Origin of the sequence: Acidiluteibacter ferrifornacis (assembly GCF_009909615.1) — a bacterium.
GTDB lineage: Bacteria > Bacteroidota > Bacteroidia > Flavobacteriales_E > Vicingaceae > Acidiluteibacter > Acidiluteibacter ferrifornacis.
Genome location: NZ_WWNE01000003.1, coordinates 211,874 through 231,189, shown reverse-complemented (window position 1 = coordinate 231,189; position 19,316 = coordinate 211,874). Strand labels below are relative to the sequence as shown.

The 19,316-nt window shown below is 37.2% G+C and carries 15 protein-coding genes; 6 read left to right on the top strand and 9 right to left on the bottom strand.

Annotated features, from left to right (window positions below; all coding sequences use genetic code 11):
- Nucleotides 1-116 precede the first annotated feature (116 nt).
- From GQN54_RS01330 to GQN54_RS01310, 5 genes are all read left to right on the top strand, one after another.
- On the top strand, nt 117-2,015 hold the full coding sequence (locus tag GQN54_RS01330) for a M1 family metallopeptidase (protein WP_207554779.1): 1,899 nt from the start codon (nt 117-119) through the stop codon (nt 2,013-2,015).
- 14 nt (nt 2,016-2,029) lie between these two features.
- A complete protein-coding gene (trmB, locus tag GQN54_RS01325) occupies nt 2,030-2,719 on the top strand; it encodes a tRNA (guanosine(46)-N7)-methyltransferase TrmB (RefSeq protein WP_160631188.1) in 690 nt (229 codons plus the stop codon).
- Nucleotides 2,719-3,075, top strand: coding sequence for an MGMT family protein (locus GQN54_RS01320; protein ID WP_160631186.1), 357 nt, complete (start codon nt 2,719-2,721; stop codon nt 3,073-3,075). The genes trmB and GQN54_RS01320 overlap by 1 nt, the downstream gene beginning before the upstream one ends.
- Before the next feature lie 64 nt (nt 3,076-3,139).
- Complete coding sequence (locus GQN54_RS01315; RefSeq protein WP_235932938.1) at nt 3,140-4,222, top strand: Mrp/NBP35 family ATP-binding protein; 1,083 nt, start codon at nt 3,140-3,142, stop codon at nt 4,220-4,222.
- A gap of 10 nt (nt 4,223-4,232) precedes the next feature.
- Nucleotides 4,233-4,508 (top strand): NifU family protein, encoded by a 276-nt coding sequence (locus GQN54_RS01310; RefSeq protein WP_160631184.1) that lies wholly within the window; start codon nt 4,233-4,235, stop codon nt 4,506-4,508.
- A gap of 55 nt (nt 4,509-4,563) precedes the next feature.
- Here GQN54_RS01310 and rodA read toward each other — a convergent pair whose 3' ends face one another.
- Genes rodA through purH form a run of 6 tightly spaced genes read right to left on the bottom strand, consistent with a single transcriptional unit; the run spans nt 4,564 to nt 11,653 of the window.
- Entirely contained in the window at nt 4,564-5,865 is a 1,302-nt protein-coding gene (rodA, locus tag GQN54_RS01305) for a rod shape-determining protein RodA (RefSeq protein WP_160631182.1), read from the bottom strand.
- Nucleotides 5,862-7,694 carry a penicillin-binding protein 2 gene (gene mrdA, locus GQN54_RS01300; protein ID WP_160631180.1) on the bottom strand — a complete coding sequence of 611 codons (1,833 nt, stop codon included), beginning with the start codon at nt 7,692-7,694 and terminating at the stop codon, nt 5,862-5,864. Before mrdA ends, rodA begins: the two co-directional genes overlap by 4 nt.
- The gene (gene mreD, locus GQN54_RS01295; protein WP_160631178.1) at nt 7,691-8,209 is read right to left on the bottom strand and encodes a rod shape-determining protein MreD; all 519 of its coding nucleotides are present in this window, start codon (nt 8,207-8,209) and stop codon (nt 7,691-7,693) included. The genes mrdA and mreD overlap by 4 nt, the downstream gene beginning before the upstream one ends.
- Nucleotides 8,202-9,044: a rod shape-determining protein MreC gene (gene mreC, locus GQN54_RS01290; protein WP_160631176.1), complete on the bottom strand. Its 843-nt coding sequence runs from the start codon at nt 9,042-9,044 to the stop codon at nt 8,202-8,204. Before mreC ends, mreD begins: the two co-directional genes overlap by 8 nt.
- Nucleotides 9,045-9,077: 33 nt before the next feature.
- Nucleotides 9,078-10,100 carry a rod shape-determining protein gene (locus GQN54_RS01285; RefSeq protein ID WP_160631174.1) on the bottom strand — a complete coding sequence of 341 codons (1,023 nt, stop codon included), beginning with the start codon at nt 10,098-10,100 and terminating at the stop codon, nt 9,078-9,080.
- Between the two features lie 20 nt (nt 10,101-10,120).
- On the bottom strand, nt 10,121-11,653 hold the full coding sequence (gene purH, locus GQN54_RS01280; protein ID WP_160631172.1) for a bifunctional phosphoribosylaminoimidazolecarboxamide formyltransferase/IMP cyclohydrolase: 1,533 nt from the start codon (nt 11,651-11,653) through the stop codon (nt 10,121-10,123).
- A 175-nt stretch (nt 11,654-11,828) separates the two neighbouring features.
- Between purH and GQN54_RS01275 the strand changes: the two genes are divergently transcribed.
- Entirely contained in the window at nt 11,829-13,070 is a 1,242-nt protein-coding gene (locus tag GQN54_RS01275; RefSeq protein ID WP_160631170.1) for an ABC transporter permease, read from the top strand.
- Nucleotides 13,071-13,074: 4 nt separating this feature from the next.
- Here GQN54_RS01275 and GQN54_RS01270 read toward each other — a convergent pair whose 3' ends face one another.
- From GQN54_RS01270 to GQN54_RS01260, 3 genes are all read right to left on the bottom strand, one after another.
- Nucleotides 13,075-13,854, bottom strand: a complete 780-nt coding sequence (locus tag GQN54_RS01270) for a tryptophan-rich sensory protein (protein WP_160631168.1) — start codon at nt 13,852-13,854, stop codon at nt 13,075-13,077.
- 38 nt (nt 13,855-13,892) lie between these two features.
- Entirely contained in the window at nt 13,893-17,252 is a 3,360-nt protein-coding gene (gene mfd / locus GQN54_RS01265; RefSeq protein ID WP_160631166.1) for a transcription-repair coupling factor, read from the bottom strand.
- A 79-nt stretch (nt 17,253-17,331) separates the two neighbouring features.
- Nucleotides 17,332-19,074 carry a tetratricopeptide repeat protein gene (locus tag GQN54_RS01260; RefSeq protein WP_160631163.1) on the bottom strand — a complete coding sequence of 581 codons (1,743 nt, stop codon included), beginning with the start codon at nt 19,072-19,074 and terminating at the stop codon, nt 17,332-17,334.
- Nucleotides 19,075-19,316 lie beyond the last annotated feature (242 nt).

The window sequence follows — 19,316 nt, the reverse complement described above, 5'->3', positions numbered from 1 at the left end:
CTGCGACGTTAATTTAGAATTATGAATCAATTAACCAAATGTTATCTCAATGTTAAGTCCATAGTGTGGCAATTACATAGAAGATTTAGTAATTTCACACCACTAAATTTAATATCATGATTAAACAGATAACTACTGCATTATTTTTTGCTATGACCTTAATTTCTTGCGATTCAGGTAATAAAGGTGAAGTGAAAGAAAAAGCTAATGAACCTCAAACTATTGTTATGGAAACCAATGATCCACATACTTTTGCTAAGCCTGATGAGGTGGTCGTAAAACACTTAGACTGGACTGCCAATGTAGATTTTGATTCTTCTATGATTATTGCGACTGCAAAGTGGACCATAGAAAATAAAACTGGTGCATCTGAAGTTATTTTTGATACGAAAGGTTTAAAAATTGATTATGTTACTGTTGGTAATAATGACGAGATTGGGACTTTTATTTTAGAGCCTGAGATTAAGTATATGGGGCAGAAGTTAATTGTAAGTATTACTCCAAATACAGAAATTGTAAGAATCTATTACCGCACAACGGAAAATTCAGATGCCTTACAATGGTTGACCAAAGAACAAACTGCAGATAAAACTCATCCATTTTTATTTACACAGTCACAGGCGATCTTAGCACGAACATGGATTCCATGTCAAGATAGCCCGGGAATCCGTTTTACCTATAATGCTAGAGTGAAAGTGCCGCATCAAATGATGGCACTGATGAGCGCCTACAATCCAACAGACACAATGATTAATGGGGTCTATGATTTTCAGATGGAGTATCCGATTCCTTCATACCTAATGGCGCTTTCAGTTGGAAATATCCAATACCAATCAGTAGGAAGAAATACAGGTATTTATGCAGAGCCTAGTATGTTGGCAAAGTCGGTAGCTGAATTTGAAGATATGCAAGAAATGGTTGATAGTGCTGAAGCTCTTTATGGCGCATATAGATGGGGAAAGTATGATGTTTTAGTATTGCCTCCGAGTTTCCCTTTTGGGGGGATGGAAAATCCACGTTTGACATTCGCTACCCCGACTATTTTAGCAGGTGATAAATCTTTAACTTCTCTAATCGCACACGAACTAGCGCACTCCTGGTCAGGAAATTTAGTAACGAATTATAATTGGAACGACTTCTGGTTGAATGAAGGCTTTACCGTGTATTTTGAAAATAGAATAATGGAACAAGTCTATGGTGCAGATTATGCTAATATGTTGGCATTAATTTCCTACCAAGATTTAAAAGCTGAAATGGAAGATTTTGGAATGGAAAGTCCACGAACAAAGTTGAAATTAGATTTAGCTGGACAAGATCCTGATGAAGGAATGACTAGTATTGCCTACGATAAAGGATTTTATCTATTAAAGTTAATTGAACAGACGGTTGGTAGAGAAGAGTTTGATTCTTTCTTAAAAACCTATTTTGATACCTATGCTTTCAAATCTATGACAACTGAAGGTTTTGTAGCGTATATTAATAAGGAATTACTAAGCAAAAAATCTGAGTGGAAAGAAAAGGTAAATTTAAATGAGTGGATTTATAACCCTGGATTACCAGAAAATTGTCCTAAAATAATATCTGATCGTTTTGAAAAGGTGGAGGGAGAATTGACAAAATTGGAGTCAGGCACTGCCCCATCTGAATTAGCAACTTCAAATTGGTCGACTCATGAATGGTTACATTTCTTGAGAAATTTACCAACTGAAATGACTCAAGAGCAAATGATTGCATTGGATAAAACATTTGGGTTTACTAAATCAGGGAATTCAGAAATTTTAGCAGCATGGTTTGTAAAGGTGATCCCAAATAATTACAAAGAAGCAAAACCAGCTATAGAATCATTCTTAGTGAGCGTAGGGCGTAGAAAGTTTTTGACTCCAATATATAAGTCACTAATTACCGCTGATCCTTCTAAGGCAGCTGCAAGAGAAATTTATAAGAAAGCACGTCCAAATTATCATGCTGTAGCAGTGCAGACGATGGATGACTTGTTAGATTGGAATCAAAATTAGTAGAGGGAGGATAGATGGCAGGCAAGCAGAAGTTAGCACACTTTGCTGAGATGAAAACATTTCCAAATGTTTTCGAACCAGATACAGAAGAGATTTTTAGGAAGGATTATCACACTAAGGGGAATTGGCACAAAGAAGTGTTTAAAAATGATCATCCAATTGTTTTAGAGTTGGGTTGTGGTAAAGGAGAGTATAGTGTAGGTATGGCTCGAAAGTTTCCAATGAAAAATTTCATTGGTTGTGATATCAAAGGCGCAAGAATGTGGAGAGGTGCTAAAACCTCTCAAGAGGAGGGAATAAAAAATGTAGCTTTTTTTAGAACTAGAATAGAATTCATAGAAGGAGGTTTCGCAGAAAATGAAGTAGACGAAATTTGGATAACTTTTCCTGATCCTCAACCCAAAGATCGTCAAGAAAAGAAACGACTGACAGGGCCTTTGTTTATAGAGCGCTATAGGAAGTTTTTAAAGAAAGGTGGCACCATCCACTTAAAGACTGATAGTGAATTCTTCTTCCGATTTACTCTGGATGAAATCAAAGAGCGAGGTTATGAATTGCTAGAGCATACTTTCGATTTGTATGGTGATGCAGTTCATAATTATGATCAGGACACCAAAGATATATTGAGCATCAAAACTCATTACGAAAAGATATTTTCTGATAAGGGGTTTAAAATTAATTATCTAAAGTTTAAAGTGCATTAATGGCTAAAACAATTAAACTATCTGAAGAGAATAAAGACTTTTTTGAACAAGTTTACCAGGTAGTGCGATTGATTCCTGAAGGAAGAGTGACCTCATATGGTGCTATTGCAAAATACTTAGGCCGAAAAGGGGGGGCTCGAATGGTCGGTTGGGCGATGAATGCCTCTCATAGTCAAGAGGAATATGTTCCTGCTCATCGTGTGGTAAATCGAATGGGTTTATTATCAGGTAAAGCTCATTTTAATCCTCCGCAGTCTATGGAAGAAAGGCTTTCGGCAGAAGGATTATTAGTTAAAGATGATCAAATTCAAGATTTTAATAATCATTTTTGGGATCCATCTATTGCTTTGCTTTAATACTTCCTTCTCTATTTAGAACTAGTCTAAATAATTGGTAATTTTGAGGTCATAATTTACAGTAATGGAAGTAACTCTCGAAAAAATAATGCATGCTTTGTCATTTGTGATAGAGCCTGATTTAAAGAAAGATATCGTAGAATTGAATCTTGTTTCTAAGGTTGAATTTCAGAATAATACAATCAGCTTTGATTTGCAGATTAGCAATCCTGCTATGCACAACAAAAAGCGGATTGAAGAGGCGTGCGAACATCAGATAAAGCGTCATTTGGGAGATAGTATAAACGTTAGCGCTAATATTACTGCAATGCCTAAAGCGCATGAACGAAAACCTGAGCATCGCACCATGTTGCCTGGAGTAAAACATATCATTGCAGTAGCTTCTGGTAAGGGTGGAGTAGGAAAATCTACTATCTCTTCAAATTTGGCAGCCGGATTAGCAGCAGAAGGATATAAGGTAGGTTTAGTAGATGCAGATATCTATGGACCATCGGTGCCTGCAATGTTTAATGTAGGAGATGAAAAGCCTGCTATGGTCGAGGTAGATGGAACACAGTTAATTAAGCCTGTTGAAAGTTTTGGGGTTAAATTGTTGTCGATTGGATTCTTCTCTTCTCCCGATCAAGCTGTAGTTTGGAGAGGACCAATGGCGACTAAAGCATTGACCCAAATGTTTAAAGATGCGCATTGGGGAGAATTAGACTTCATGATTATCGATCTGCCACCTGGTACTGGTGATGTACATTTAACTTTGGTACAACAGATTCCTTTAAGTGGAGCTGTGGTGGTCAGTACTCCTCAAGAAATTGCTTTAGTGGATATGCGTAAAGCTTTAGCTATGTTTAAATTGCCTGAAATCAATGTGCCTGTTTTAGGAGTGGTTGAAAATATGTCCTATTTTACGCCAGTAGAACTGCCTGATAATAAATATTATATATTCGGCAAGAATGGAGCAAAAGATTTAGCAGAACGAACAGGCATAAACTTTTTAGGTGAAGTTCCATTGGTGCAAAGCATTAGAGAGGCAGGAGACATTGGCCGTCCTGCAGTTTTACAAGATGATACTCCACAGGCTTTAGCACTAAAAGCTTTCATACAGAATGTAAAATCACAACTAAATGTTGAGCCAATTCTTCAACACGATTAATTCAATTGTTATGAGCGAGAAAGAAATATTGTTACAGAAAGTAGAAGCAGCGATTGATCAACTTAGGCCATTTCTGGAAGCAGATGGTGGCAATATCGAATTGTTGGATATCACTCCTGAAAATGTAGTTAAGGTAAAGTTTCTTGGTGCTTGTAAAAGTTGTTCCATGAGTGCCATGACACTAAAAGGTGGAGTAGAAGAATCCATTAAAAAGGCTGCACCTCAAATTGTGTCAGTGGTTGCTGTTGAGAGTGAATCTGTTGCCGAAGAGACTATAGTTGATTAATTTTCAAAGAATACGCCGCGAAATCTCGATGAATAATTCGTGATAGCAGAGTAAACTACAGTACTTTCATCCTATCGGAATCTAGTTTTAGGAAAATAAAAAGTAGAATCGTAAATCCCCATAAGGAACTACCGCCGTATGAGAAGAAAGGCAGTGGAATTCCAATAACAGGTGCTAGACCTATCGTCATCCCGATATTGATGGCAAAGTGGAAAAATAAAATACAAGCCACTCCATATCCATAAATTCTTGCAAAATCGGAGCGTTGCCGTGTCGTTAAGTACATAATCCGCAGCAGTAGCGTGACAAAAAGGATGATGATTACTAACGCTCCTAAGAAGCCCCACTCTTCACCGATTGTACAAAATATAAAATCAGTACTTTGTTCTGGTACGAAATTGTATTTGGTTTGAGTACCTTCAAGAAAGCCTTTTCCAGCAATTCCTCCCGACCCTATCGCAATTAATGACTGATTTACATTATATCCTGCGCCTTTTGGGTCAGATTCAAGTCCAAGCATAACATTGATTCTTTTAGATTGATGAGGCTCTAAAACGTTATTAAAAATATAATCGACGCTTTTGATAAGGCCTGCTCCACCAACAAGGATAGCGATTGATATGTATATAATCTGCTTTGACTTTCTATTAAAATACCAAAGTGCAGTACTGAAAAGGCCTAAAGAAATTATAAGTAAAAGTGTTCCATCTATTTCGATTTTAAATGGGAAATGGAAAATTTCATTCCTCATAATCAATGCCATTACGAAAAGGAAAGCGGCTGAAACACCAATAAGTAAAATATTTCCCGATAAACCCTCTCGATATAAAACTAAAATAAAAGCGCCATATACTAATGCCGAACCGGTGTCGTTCTGAGCTAAAATTAAAAGGGAAGGAAGAAAAATGATTGTTAGTGCTATGGCCTTAGTTTTTAAATCACTCATTTTAACATTCATGGTGCTGAGGTACTTTGCCACTGCAAGCGAAGTTGCAAATTTGGCAAATTCGGAGGGTTGAATTTTAAATCCACCTACTTCAAACCAAGAAGTAGCCCCTTTGGTTTCTGCACCTATAACAATAACAAGTACTAATAGTGAAATGATTATCCCATAAATCACATAGGCAAAAGTATTGAAGAAGCGTTCATCTATAAACAATAAGATGATTACAAGTCCAACAGAAGTGCCGATCCAAATTAGCTGTTTTCCATACTGTTGACTAGCATCGAATATACTTTTAAACTCTTCGTTATAGACCGCCGCATAAATGTTCAGCCATCCTGCAAACACTAAAATAAGGTAAAGCAAGATGCTAAACCAATCTATATTATTGAATATGGATGGACTATTTCTCAATGTGTAACTGGTTTTGTTTCCAGAAGATTACCTTCTAGCATTCTTAATTCAATGTCTTTTCTTGTCACTTTGCCTTTCAAATATTTTTCAATCAGCAATCCTGCCATTGGAGCAGCCCATCTTGAACCCCAAACACCATTTTCAACATAGACTGTGATTGCAATTTGCGGATCGTCTTTAGGTGCAAATGCAATAAAAGTGGAGTGATCATCACCATGAGGGTTTTGCACCGTTCCTGTTTTTCCGCAAACCATTATTGAATCAATTTTTGCGAGAGTTCCAGTTCCTTTTTGAACCACATCGTACATGGCATCTATCACTTTGTCGTAATGTTTTGATTCGATTCCAGTCTCATGGCGTTCTACTTCATTATCAAAAGCAGTTATTGGTGTTTCAGCAATTTTTTTAACGATATGAGGAGTTACATAATGCCCTTTGTTGGCAATGGTTGCTGTCATATTGGCCATTTGTAATGGTGTAAATCCTAATTCTCCTTGTCCAATTGCAAGAGAAACAATTGTTAATGAACTCCATCCTCCTTTGCGATAATACCGATCATAATAGGCAATGTCAGGAACAAATCCATTTAATTCATTGGGTAAATCAATTCCTGTTTTTTGACCCAATCCAAAACTCAACACATAGGCTCTCCATTTGGCATAGCCAGTTTCTGTGTTTTTATAATGATCTACAATCGTTCTAAAAACATTGCTATAGTATGAATTGCATGATGTTTGAATTGAGTATTGCAAATCTACAGGGGATGGATGAGGGTGACAACCCATGTGGAATCGTCCTGACCGATATCCTCTGTTGCAACTGAATCTGGTGCTTGGAGTGATTACTCCTTCTTGAAGCCCAATCAAAGCATTGATGCTTTTAAAGGTAGAGCCAGGAGGATATTTTGCCATCAAAGCCCTATTAAATAGAGGTTTCAGTTCGTTTTGATTCAGCACAGAATAGTTAGTGGAGCGCTCACGCCCAACCAATAAGTTGGGGTCATAAGTAGGTGAAGACACCAAGGTCAAAACTTCACCTGTTTTTGGTTCGATGGCTACTATACTTCCTTTTTTGTTCTGCATTAATTGCTCACCATAGGCTTGAAGGTCAGCGTCAATAGTTAGAGTTAGGTCGTTTCCAGAAACTGCTACTGAATCGTAGATACCTTCCGCAAATTTTCCTTTTTCTCGATTGAACACATCTACCATTACTATTCTCAATCCCCGCTTTCCACGAAGCTCTTCTTCGTAGGACTTCTCAATACCACTCATCCCGATGTAATCGCCAGGTTTGTAGTACGGATTTTCTTCAACCATTTTAGTGTTAACTTCACTAATATAGCCCATTATGTGTGCTGCAATTCCTTCGGGATATTTTCTTAGTGTACGTGTTTGTACAAAAAATCCTGGATATTTAAACAGTTGTTCTTGGATCCTTGCGTACTCTTCAGATGAAAATTCTCTTTCGAAAATAGAAGGTTTATAATACGAGAACTTTTGGGCTTTTTCCAATTTCAGTATAAACTGCTCTTTTGATATCCTAAGTAACTGACAAAATTCTAGTGTGTCGATGGTTTTAGAAACTTGCCTTGGCAGAACCATAAGGTCATAGGCTGCTTCATTGTAAACCATTAGTTTACCATTACGGTCGTAAATTAATCCTCTAGCGGGATATTCTGTAATGTGACGTTTAGAATTATTGTCTGCGTCTAGCTTGTACTTATCATCCAATACCTGAACAAAGAAAAGCCGAATAAGGAAAATGATTGCTACAATGATAAATATCGCGCCTAATACCAAAGTTCTTGACTCTAGAGCTCTTTTATTCATCGTTTTGCCTGAGAATTATATGTAAATAATTGGCTGATGAAAATCAACAAAATTGTCAGTAATGAGCTTAAAATTACTTTAGTGAGGGTGTAGAAAAAATCACTGAATCGGAATGCTTCTATGAAAAACAATACAAAATGGTGAGCAAAAACTAAAACTGAAACATATATAGCAAACCATCTGAAATCGAAATCTTGAATGGAGGGAGATTGATTACTATCGTAACCGTCTCTTGGTGATATAAGCTTCAAAATAGAAGGCCTTAAAAATGCCATTAGAAGTAAAGCAGAAGTATGCATTCCCATTGTGCTACTGAACACATCAATGCTTATTCCAAGAGCAAATGCTAGAATTAGTAGGAGCCAATTTGCGGTTTCGAAAGGAAGTAGTAAAATAAACAATACATAGAAGTAGGGGTTGATGTATCCGCTCAATTGGATATTATTCAACACCAATACTTGTAATAAAACAAGAAAAACAAAAAGTAGCGTAAAGTTTAATATCTGTTTAATCATCGCTATCTCCTTCTTGAGTAGTTTGTTCTAATAGTAATTGTTCTTCTTTAAGCACATTCTTCACCACATACACTTGCTCTAAATTCTTAAAATCGTTGATAAATTTGATATCAATATCATAAAAGTTATTTCCTGATGGTTTTTCAATACCTGTTATTGTTGCTAAATCAAGTCCTTTTGGGAAAATAGCCGAAAACCCGCTGCTTACAATGGTATCTCCCAGAAATAGTTTTACATGCTTGGGGATGTTGATTAGTTTTCCATATTGGTAGTCTTTGCCATCCCAAATCATTGAGCCATAATAATTCTGTGATTTAAGTTTAGCGCTGATTTTAGATTGACTGTGTAAAACAGTTAATACAGAGCTAAAGTGCGGAGAAACAGTCTTTACAATTCCTACAACACCTTTAGGTCCAATAACGCCCATACCTTCTTTTATTCCATTAAAACTGCCTTTATCGAGGGTGATGTAGTTGTTAGCTTTGGTAACTGAGTTGTTGATGACTCTGGTTTCTGAGTATTCAAACTGTTGGTGGTATATGGTATCGTTAATGATATAGTTATTACCAAAAATTTGAATTTTTGAATTAGCTAGTTCAGCTTTTAATTTAGCATTTTCTGTCGCTAAATCCTCATTAATAATATCAAGGTTAAGGTACTTGGTTGCATTGTTTACTGATTGATAAACTCGACCCGAAACAAAGTTTGAAGAATTTAAAAATCTAGACTGTTGGTAGCGGTTGTTTTGAATTAGCAGGAAAATCGCAATGACCTCCAAAAGAAGGAAAAATATAAAAAATAAATTACGACTTAAAAATCCAAGTAAATTTCGCATTTAACAGTTTGCTCATCTAAATTTATGTAATCACTAACGAATCAAGAAAGTCAACTTTGAAGAATTTTTCAACGCAATACCGGTACCTCTCGCTACTGCTCTTAAAGGATCTTCTGCAACATGTACCGGTAATTTAGTTTTGATTGAAATACGCTTGTCTAGCCCTCTCAACAAAGAGCCTCCACCTGCTAAATACAAACCAGTTCTGTAGATATCTGCAGAAAGTTCCGGTGGAGTCATCTCCAACGCATTTAAAATAGCAGCTTCAATTTTTGTAATTGATTTATCCAATGCATGAGCGATTTCACTGTAGCTCACTACGATTTCTTTAGGTGTTCCAGTCATTAAATCTCTACCTTGAACAGCATAATCTTCAGGTGGATTGTCTAATTCTGGAAGTGCGGAACCCACTTCAATTTTAATTTTTTCAGCTGATCGTTCTCCAATCAATAAGTTGTGCTGACGACGCATATAATCGACGATGTCATTCGTAAAGTCATCACCGGCTACACGAATTGATTTATCACAAACGATACCACCCAAAGCAATAACTGCAATTTCTGAAGTACCACCCCCTATGTCAATAATCATGTTGCCCATTGGTTCCAAGACATCAATCCCAATACCGATAGCAGCTGCCATTGGTTCGTGAATCATGTAAACCTCTTTGCCTCCAGCGTGTTCTGCTGAATCTTTAACAGCTCTTTTTTCTACCTCGGTAATTCCTGAAGGTATACAAATTACCATTTTAAGAGAAGGGCTAAAATATCTTTTAGTTGGGTGAATCATTTTAATCATGCCACGAATCATGTATTCAGCAGCTTGAAAATCAGCTATCACTCCATCTCTCAAAGGGCGAATAGTCTTGATGTCCTCATGTGTTTTTCCATGCATTTGCATCGCGCGTTTACCTACGGCAATAACTTTACCGGTGCTCCTTTCCATAGCCACTATTGAAGGTTCGTCCACCACCACTTTGTCGTTGTGAATAATCAATGTGTTAGCTGTTCCTAGGTCGATTGCAATTTCTTGCGTGAAAAAATCAAATAATCCCATCCTGTTGTTTCAAAAAAGTATTAATGTTTAAAATGTCTTGTTCCAGTAAATACCATCGCAAGATCATTTGCGTTGCAATAGTCAATGGAAAGTTCATCCTTTATGGATCCCCCCGGTTGCACTACTGCGGTTATTCCAGCTCCTTTTGCGATTTCTACACAATCAGGAAATGGGAAAAAAGCATCCGATGCCATTACTGCTCCATTCAAGTCGAAATTGAATTCTTTAGCTTTTTTAATTGCTTGATTTAATGCATCAACTCTAGAAGTTTGACCAGTTCCACCTGCTAATAATTGACCATTTTTAGCCAAAATAATCGCATTGGATTTGGTTTGTTTTACTAGTTTCGATGCAAATTCCAAGTCTTCTTTTTCTTTCTCTGTCGGTGCCTTTGTTGTTACCGTTTTAAAGTTACTTTTTTTATCAGTAACTAAATCTTTATCCTGAACTAAAGCGCCATTTAAAATAGAACGATACTGTATCGATGGCAATTTCACCTCTTTCTGAACCAGAATGATTCGATTCTTTTTAGAGGTTAAGATTTCCATTGCATCAGCATCGTACGCCGGTGCAATCACTACTTCGCAAAATAATGGGTTGATGGCTTCAGCAGTCGCTAAATCAATTTTCTGATTAGAAATTAAAATTCCTCCAAATGCAGAAACAGGATCTCCTGCCAATGCTGCTTCATAGGCTTCTAACACTGTTGGTCTTGTTGCAATTCCGCAAGCGTTGTTGTGTTTCAATATCGCGAACGTTGGTCCATTCTCGGTAAATTCTCCAATAAGGTTAACTGCTGCATCCACATCCAAAAGGTTGTTGTAGGACAATTCTTTACCATGGACTTTTTCAAACATTTCATCTAAGTTTCCAAAGAATGTTCCTTTTTGATGCGGATTTTCTCCGTATCTCAAAGGGTTTGCATTGTCTTCACTCACTTTAAATGCGTCAATTTCTTCTGTCTGATTGAAGTAATTGAAAATAGCTGTATCGTAGTGTGAAGAAATTTGAAATGCTTGAGCAGCAAAACTTTTTCTATCCTCTATAGAAGTTGCTCCATTTTTTTCTTTTAAGATGTTCAACAAATCGGTGTATTGATTTCTTGAACTTACAATTGTCACATCGTTAAAGTTTTTTGCCGCAGCACGAATTAAGGAGATTCCACCGATGTCTATTTTTTCAATGATGTCTTCTGCAGGTGCACCAGACTTCACAGTTTCTTCGAACGGGTATAAATCAACAATCACTAAGTCGATTTCCGGAATTTCAAATTCTGCGATTTCTTTTTGATCGCTTTCATTTGCTCGTCGAGTTAAAATTCCACCAAAAACTTTTGGATGCAATGTTTTTACTCTACCACCTAAAATTGATGGGTAAGAAGTCAGATCTTCTACCGCTTCACAAGGAATATTTAAGTCCTCGATAAACTTTCTAGTGCCTCCAGTCGACAAAAGTTGAACACCTTGTGCATGTAATTGCTCGATGATTGGTGCTAAATTTTCTTTGTAAAATACTGAAATTAAGGCGGTTTTTATTCGCTTGGGTTGATTCATGATGTGGGGTGAAATTAAGTCACAATTTTACAAATATTAGCTGGGTAAAACAACGTAGAAAAGCTATAAATACTAGGGTGTTGATAATATGTCTATTTTGTTTAAAACTACGATTTGATGAGCGGTAACTGAAAGCTTAAAAAGAAGGTTAATTTTACTTTTTCAAAACCACCTTATGCTGATTCTAAAATTATTAAAAGAGAGTTTCTCATTTGCAATTAATGCCTTAATCGTAAATAAGTTGCGTACCTTCTTGTCCTTGTTGGGTATTACTATTGGGATTTTTGCAATTATCTCGGTGTATACCATGGTGGATGCTTTAGAAAAAGGAATAAAAGACAGTATCGCTTCTTTGGGAGATAATGTGGTTTACGTCATGAAATGGCCATGGAGTTTTGATCCTGATCAACCCTGGTGGGAGTATATGCAGCGGCCTCAGCCTACAACAAATGAGTTTCGTGAGGTAAAAAGGATGTCTATGGGGGCGGAAGCAGTTGCAATGTACATTAGAGGTTCTAGAACCATTAAGTACAAAAGTAACAGTCTTGAAAATGTCAACTTTATAGGAGTATCTTACGAGTATAATCAGGTTGCTGATGTGAATGTAGAAGAAGGGAGATACTTTACAGAGGTAGAAACTAATAGTGGTTCTCCTGTAGTAGTTATTGGAGCTTCAGTTGGGGAAAAGCTGTTTGGAGGACTTGAGCCCATGGGAAGACAGTTGAAGTTTATGGGAAGAAACCTAACTGTAATAGGGATGATGAAGAAAGAAGGTGAAAGTATGCTAGGGAACTCTAATGATGATCAAATTATTATTCCTATAAATTTTGCTCGAACCTTATTTAATGAACGTAGTGAGTCCTTGAATTTGACCATTAGTGTAAAGGCGAAGGAACATGTATCCAATGCTGATTTAATGGATGAGTTGACTGGGATTATGCGTTCTATCCGGAAATTAAAGCCTAAAGAGAAAGACAATTTTGCACTGAATGAATTAGATATGCTGTCTAAGGGTTTTGATAGTTTATTTAGTATTGTCAATATCGCAGGTGGCATTATAGGAATATTTTCAATTATTGTTGGGGGATTCAGTATTGCTAATATCATGTTTGTCTCAGTAAAAGAGCGAACAAACATAATAGGAATTCAAAAGGCACTAGGAGCGAAGAATTATTTTATTCTTTTTCAGTTTTTGTTTGAATCTATTTTCTTGTGTTTAGTCGGTGGCTTGGTAGGGTTGCTTATTATTTTTATAGGAACCCTAATTCTTACTTATGGAGCGGGTTTTGAGGTATTTCTAACAATGGAGAATGTTACACTAGGTATTTCTATTTCAGTAATTATTGGACTAATCTCTGGATTTATTCCAGCATGGGGTGCTTCAAGAATGGATCCAGTGGAGGCGATTCGGCAGTAGTATTTTATTTAAAAAACGGCACCGTCTTTCTATTTTGAAATCCGTGAATTCCTGAATTGATGAAAATAACAATCGCTAACCCAATGGCGATGTATGCAATTGTAGGCTCCCCTTCCCAATTTTTGACTGCTATTGCTATTAAAGCCCAGACGCCCACTAGAGCGTATTCTCGCATGTTTCTTTTCCAAATCATAATTAAATAGATGGCGGTTGCCACTGCCATTAACGAGATGGTCCAAGATTGTGGTGTAAGTGGAGCTCCATCGTAGCCGATAGATACCATCAACGCTGTGGCATTGGCTATGGTAGCAACTGTAATCCAACCGAAATAGAAACTGATGGGCCACCAAACCAAAGCAATCGTTTTAGCTGGAGCATGCCAGCGTTCCATATTTGTTTTTAAAGTGGTTCGGATGAGGCTGTACAATATGACAAGCATAATGGCCATGGACTCCCAAATCATATCACTCATGAAAGCAACTACCCATATTGCACTTCCAAAGTTTGCGATAGCAAACCAAGGTCCTATTTGGGTAATGGATTCATCGTATTTCTTGGTAGCGATTTGGCAAAACTGATAAATCACAAATGCGATTAAAAACAAATAAATGAATCCCCAGATGGAGAAGGCATAAGACGCTGGAGTAAATAAATTGGCATATTTATCCGACTGATCTTTCATGGAAACGCCGAAGATTTGTTTGGCGTTTGCGAGGAAGTTAACTAATAGTGTTGTTATTAAAGATATGGCATTTAAAGTGGCTAATAGTTTCGGGCTTTTCATCGTTTTCAGTTTTAGTCGCAATAGCTACTATCTGAATCTTAAGAAATTATTGGCGCTTTTTTGTCGACTAATAATTTTTCGATGGCAGCAATAGCTGAAGGAATGCTTTTCACATTAGTGAACACTAAAGATAAACGTTTGTTCTTTTCTCTCAATGCAACGGTTCCTTGATTCTTTTGCACAAAATTCAACACTCTGGTGAATGCCGCCGATTGGTAGTAAGGAGATTCTTCGTTGCTGATAAAGTATCCAATGAATTTTCCTTGTTTTAGGATCAATTTTTCAAAGCCAACTTCTTGGGCTAGCCATCTCAATCGGATGGTTTCAATCAACTCTTTTGTTTGTTTAGGCACTTTACCAAAACGATCTAGTAGTTGATTTTCAAAAGCGACCAAAGCTTCTTCTGTTTCTATGCTGTCCAATTCTTTATACAAATTGATTCGCTCTGAAATATTGCTAACGTATTTATCTGGAATCAATAATTCAAAATCCGTTTCAATGATAGTGTCTTTTACAAATTCGTATTCCGATTCATTTTCATCGTGGTACAAATCTTTGAATTCGTTTTCTTTTAATTCTTGGATGGCTTCGTCCAATATCTTTTTATACATTTCAAAACCAATCTCAGAAATGAATCCACTTTGCTCAGCGCCTAATAAGTTCCCCGCTCCACGGATATCTAAATCCTTCATTGCGATTTGGAATCCACTTCCTAAATCAGAGAATTGCTCTAAAGCTTGAAGCCTTCTTCGTGCATCATTGCTCAATGCCACAATTGGAGGAGCTAATAAGTAGCAGAATGCTTTTTTATTACTTCGACCCACTCGTCCGCGCATCTGGTGTAAATCACTTAATCCAAAATTGTTGGCATTGTTGATAATGATGGTGTTGGCGTTTGGAATGTCCAACCCAGATTCAATAATAGTGGTTGCAACTAATACGTCGTAATCTCCATCGATAAAGCTCATCATACGATCTTCCAGGTCATCGCCTTTTAACTGTCCATGAGCTGTGAGCACCTTTACATCAGGACACAATCGAGTTATCATTCCCGCAATTTCTTTCAGATTTTCCACTCTATTGTTGATGAAAAACACCTGTCCATTTCGCTTTACCTCATACATAATGGCATCTCGAATCAACTCTTCGTTGAAAGAATGCACTTCCGTTAAAATGGGCTGACGGTTGGGTGGTGGCGTATTAATGACCGATAAATCTCTAGCTGCCATCAATGAGAACTGCAACGTTCTTGGGATCGGTGTAGCAGTCAATGTTAAGGTGTCCACATTCGCTTTTATCGTTTTCAATTTGTCTTTTACACCTACTCCAAACTTTTGTTCTTCATCTATAATCAATAAACCGAGGTTGTGAAACTTAATGTCTTTTCCCGCCAGACGATGTGTTCCAATTATGATATCTATCTCACCAGAAGCTAATTTCTCGAGTGTTTCTTTTTGTTGTTTTGCAGTTTTAAAACGATTGATGTAATCTACTTTGCACGGAAAATCTTCCAATCTATTTTTAAAAGTTTTATAGTGCTGCCATGCCAAAATAGTTGTCGGAACCAATACGGCTACTTGTTTGCTATCTGCTACGGCTTTGAATGCAGCCCTAACCGCGACCTCTGTTTTTCCAAAACCAACATCTCCACATACTAGACGATCCATAGGTTGTGGAGATTCCATGTCAGCTTTGATATCATTTGTTGCTTTAAGCTGATCAGGGGTGTCTTCGTAAATAAATGATGCTTCTAATTCATTTTGAAGATAGGTGTCTGGTGAAAATTGAAACCCCTCTCTAGTTCGACGCTCCGCATATAATTTAATTAAATCAAAGGCAACTTCTTTGATTTTGTTTTTAGTTTTTTGCTTTTGTTTAGCCCAAGAAGTCGCACCAAGCTTGTCCACTTTAGGTGGTGTTCCATCTTTTCCTACGAATTTTGAAATTCGATGAAGGGAATGGATCGAAACGTATAAGATATCTCCACTTTTGTAAAGAATACGGATAGCTTCTTGCTTTTTGCCATTTACATCAATCTTTTCAAGACCGGAGAACTGACCTACTCCATGATCTATGTGAGTGATATAATCGCCAGTTTGTAAGCTGTTTAATTCTTTAAGGGTGATGGCTTGATCTTTTTTTCTAAAGCTTTCCTTCAGTCTGAACCGATGGTATCTATTAAAAATTTGATGATCGGTGTAGCAAGCAATTTTTAGGTCATTATCTACGAAGCCTTCTTGCACGCTCATCAACATGGTTTTCATGTGAATTTCCTTCCCAACATCTTCGAAAATGGCATAGAGTCGCTCAATCTGTTTGGCGGTTGAGGCCAAAATAATGTTTTCTATCCCTCGTTCCGTATTCCGATTGAGGTTTTCGCTAAGTAAATCAAAATTCTTATTGAATACTGGTTGAGCATCCGCATTGACTGTCACCGTTAAGTCGATATCAAAGTAGTCCGCTGTCCCAAATTCAATAGTGTTGAACTTTTTGCTTTCTACGATAAACTCCTCTTTTGAAGTATATAATTCATGAGGAGGCAGGTGTTTGATCGGCGAATCAATGTTCGTGTAAACATTGGATGCGTTTTCAAATTCTTTATTGATCTTCTCTTTTGTTAGTAAGTAATCTTTAAACCAAAGAATGGTGTTTTTTGGTAAAAAATCTAAGAAGGATTCTCGACTTTCTTCTAGTAGTTTTTCCTGCACATTAGGCAGGATAGAAACGAATTCCATTGGGCTAATGGATAGTTGAGTTCCTGGGTCAAAAGTTCGAATAGAATCTACCTCGTCACCGAATAGTTCAATACGAACCGGGTTTTCATTCGAAAAGGAATAGATGTCTACAATTCCACCCCGAATGGAAAAATCGCCTGGTTCTGCGGCAAAATCAACTCGATTGAAGCTGTAACTGTTCAGAATATCAATCAAGAAATCAATGCTTAGTTTGTCATTCCGACGAATCAAAAGCGTGTTTTGCTCCAAATTCTTTTTGGTCACCACCTTTTCGGTAATTGCTTCGGGATAAGTGACGATTAAATAAGAACCATCTTTTTTATTGATTTTGTTCAGTGCCTCTGCGCGCATCTGAATGTTTGCGTTGTCTGTCTTTTCTACATCGTAAGCTTTGCGATAGGAACCAGGGAAAAATATCGCTTTTTCTTCGCCAACAAGCTCTTCTAAATCATTCAAGAAATAGGCTGCTTCTTCTTTATCGCTTAAGATAAATAGGTGGTTGATGGGAAAGTTTTGGGTGATGCCGTATGCATAAAATGAAGCCAGCGAACCAATTGCTTTTTTAAGTGCAATGTGTGATTGTGGATTATTTTTTAATCGTTCAACTACTTCTTGCACTTTTGGTGCTGAAACGTATAATTCTTTTAGTTCTGCTTTTGTCATTCAGTTGCGCTATGTTGCGAAATTACGGATTCTATTTCCTTTGGAAGGTTAACTTTAATTGAAGAATAATGTTCTTTCCTTACCTACAATACTGCTCTAATGCCTGCTTTGATGCCTCGTCGCCAAGGTTTGCTGCAATTTGAAAATCTTCGCAACCAGCTCTACTGTCTATCGTTTGGTATTTACAGATCCCTCTTAAATAATAAGCTTGAGCCTTTCTTGGATTCATCGCTATGGCTTGATTTAAATCATTAATTGCCAGTTCCATCTTTCGAGTTTGAATGTAAATTAGTGCTCGGTTAGTCAGTGCGTCAGCTTTTGGTTGGATTGTCAAAGAAGCATTTAGATCTTCTAAAGCAGTATTGTAGTCACCTACTTTAATGAATCCATTAGCTCGATTGAAAAGTGCATCTGCATGGTTTGGTTTTAACGCTATCGCTTGATTAAAATCGTTCAACGCGGCTTGCGATTTTCCTTGTTTCGCATAGACATTTCCACGGTTAGAATAAGGGTCAGCGTAACGAGGATTCAGCTGGATGGCTCTAGAATAAAAACGTTCAGCATCTGCAAAGTTTCCAATTGATTCTGCTAAAATTCCTTTATTGTTCCATGCTTGAGCCACATTTTCGTCTTTTTCGATGACGTCCGCCCAGATGGTCGCATCACTTTCCCAAACTTGAGTTCTGTTGTAACTGTAAAAAGCCAGTCCCATTGCAATAAAAAGTGTTCCTATTGGAATTACCTTCTGTGATTTGATTGCTGATAGAATGGGAATAAGAATGAGTAGTAAGCCAATTCCGCTGAGGTAAATGTATCTATCAGTTACTATTTGGCTACCAACCGGAATCAACTGCAAAACAGGAGCGATGGTAATGAGGTAAAAAGCAGTCCCAAATAATACGAATTGGTTTTTGCGAAAGCGATAAATTAATACTGAAAATAGCAATACAAAAACAGGAGCGATGTAATAGATGATTGGAAAACTGTCGTTGATTTTAGATGGGAATGAATAAAATGGCGACAAGTTGAGTGGGAGAATAAACTGAATCGGATAAAAAATCAACGTATAACAGAAGATAAGAATTCGTTCCAAGGCTGTGTAGCTCAAACTCAGGTCGGTTAAGTGTTCAGCACTTTCTCTACTGATGATGGTGATGATTCCAATCACTAAAGAGATTAACAAATATGGAGAAATGATTTTAATGCTTTTTAACCAGTTTTCTTTTTCCCAAATTAAGAGGTAGAAGAAAATAACCACTGGGAAACTTACAGCAGTAGCTTTACTTAAGCAAGCGAGTATGAACAGCACAAAAGTCCCTGTGGAAAAGGGTTTGTTTCGTCCGTATTGAATGAAATTCCAAAAGGCCCCTAGATAGAAAAAGGTAAAAATAACGTTTGAAGTAGCGGAAGCCCAGCTCACAGATTCTACTTGCATGGGATGTAAAACGAATATGGCTGTCAATAAAACGGCTACAGATTCTTTTACATTCATCTGTTTGAAGATGGAAAAGAGAATCCAACCATTGATTAAATGAAGGAGGAAGCTAAATCCATGAAAGACTTCGGGATTCATTCCAAAAAATCCCACCAACAATCCATAAAAGAGAGTGGAAACGGGCTGATACATTCCCACATAGGTAGAACTGAAGATTGTTTTTATCTTCTGCCAGTTGAGTTGTATAATGTCAGTATTCTCAGTGATTTGAACTTGGTCATCGAAGTGGGTAAACCCATTCGTAAAAGAACTGAAATATGCGGCAATTGCGAGTATAGAAATCGCAATCAATAAAGCTGTCGTGGTTTTTTTAGTAGGGGAAATCATTCTCCTAAATTATGGGATTTGAGATTAGTTTAAAAGAAAAGTAAAAATAAATCTAGTATGTTGTGTTGACCTTGAGAATTATTCGAGAACTCTGAAGTAAAGACATAGTAAATTCGACTAGCTCCGAAAGAATGAGGAGATCCGTCGAATGTCTTAGTCTTTAGGAGGAAGTTCGAAGGAGAAGTCTCAAAGTCTTGACTTTTTGGTTCATCTTGGGTCAAGCCAATAGAACATTAAAATAA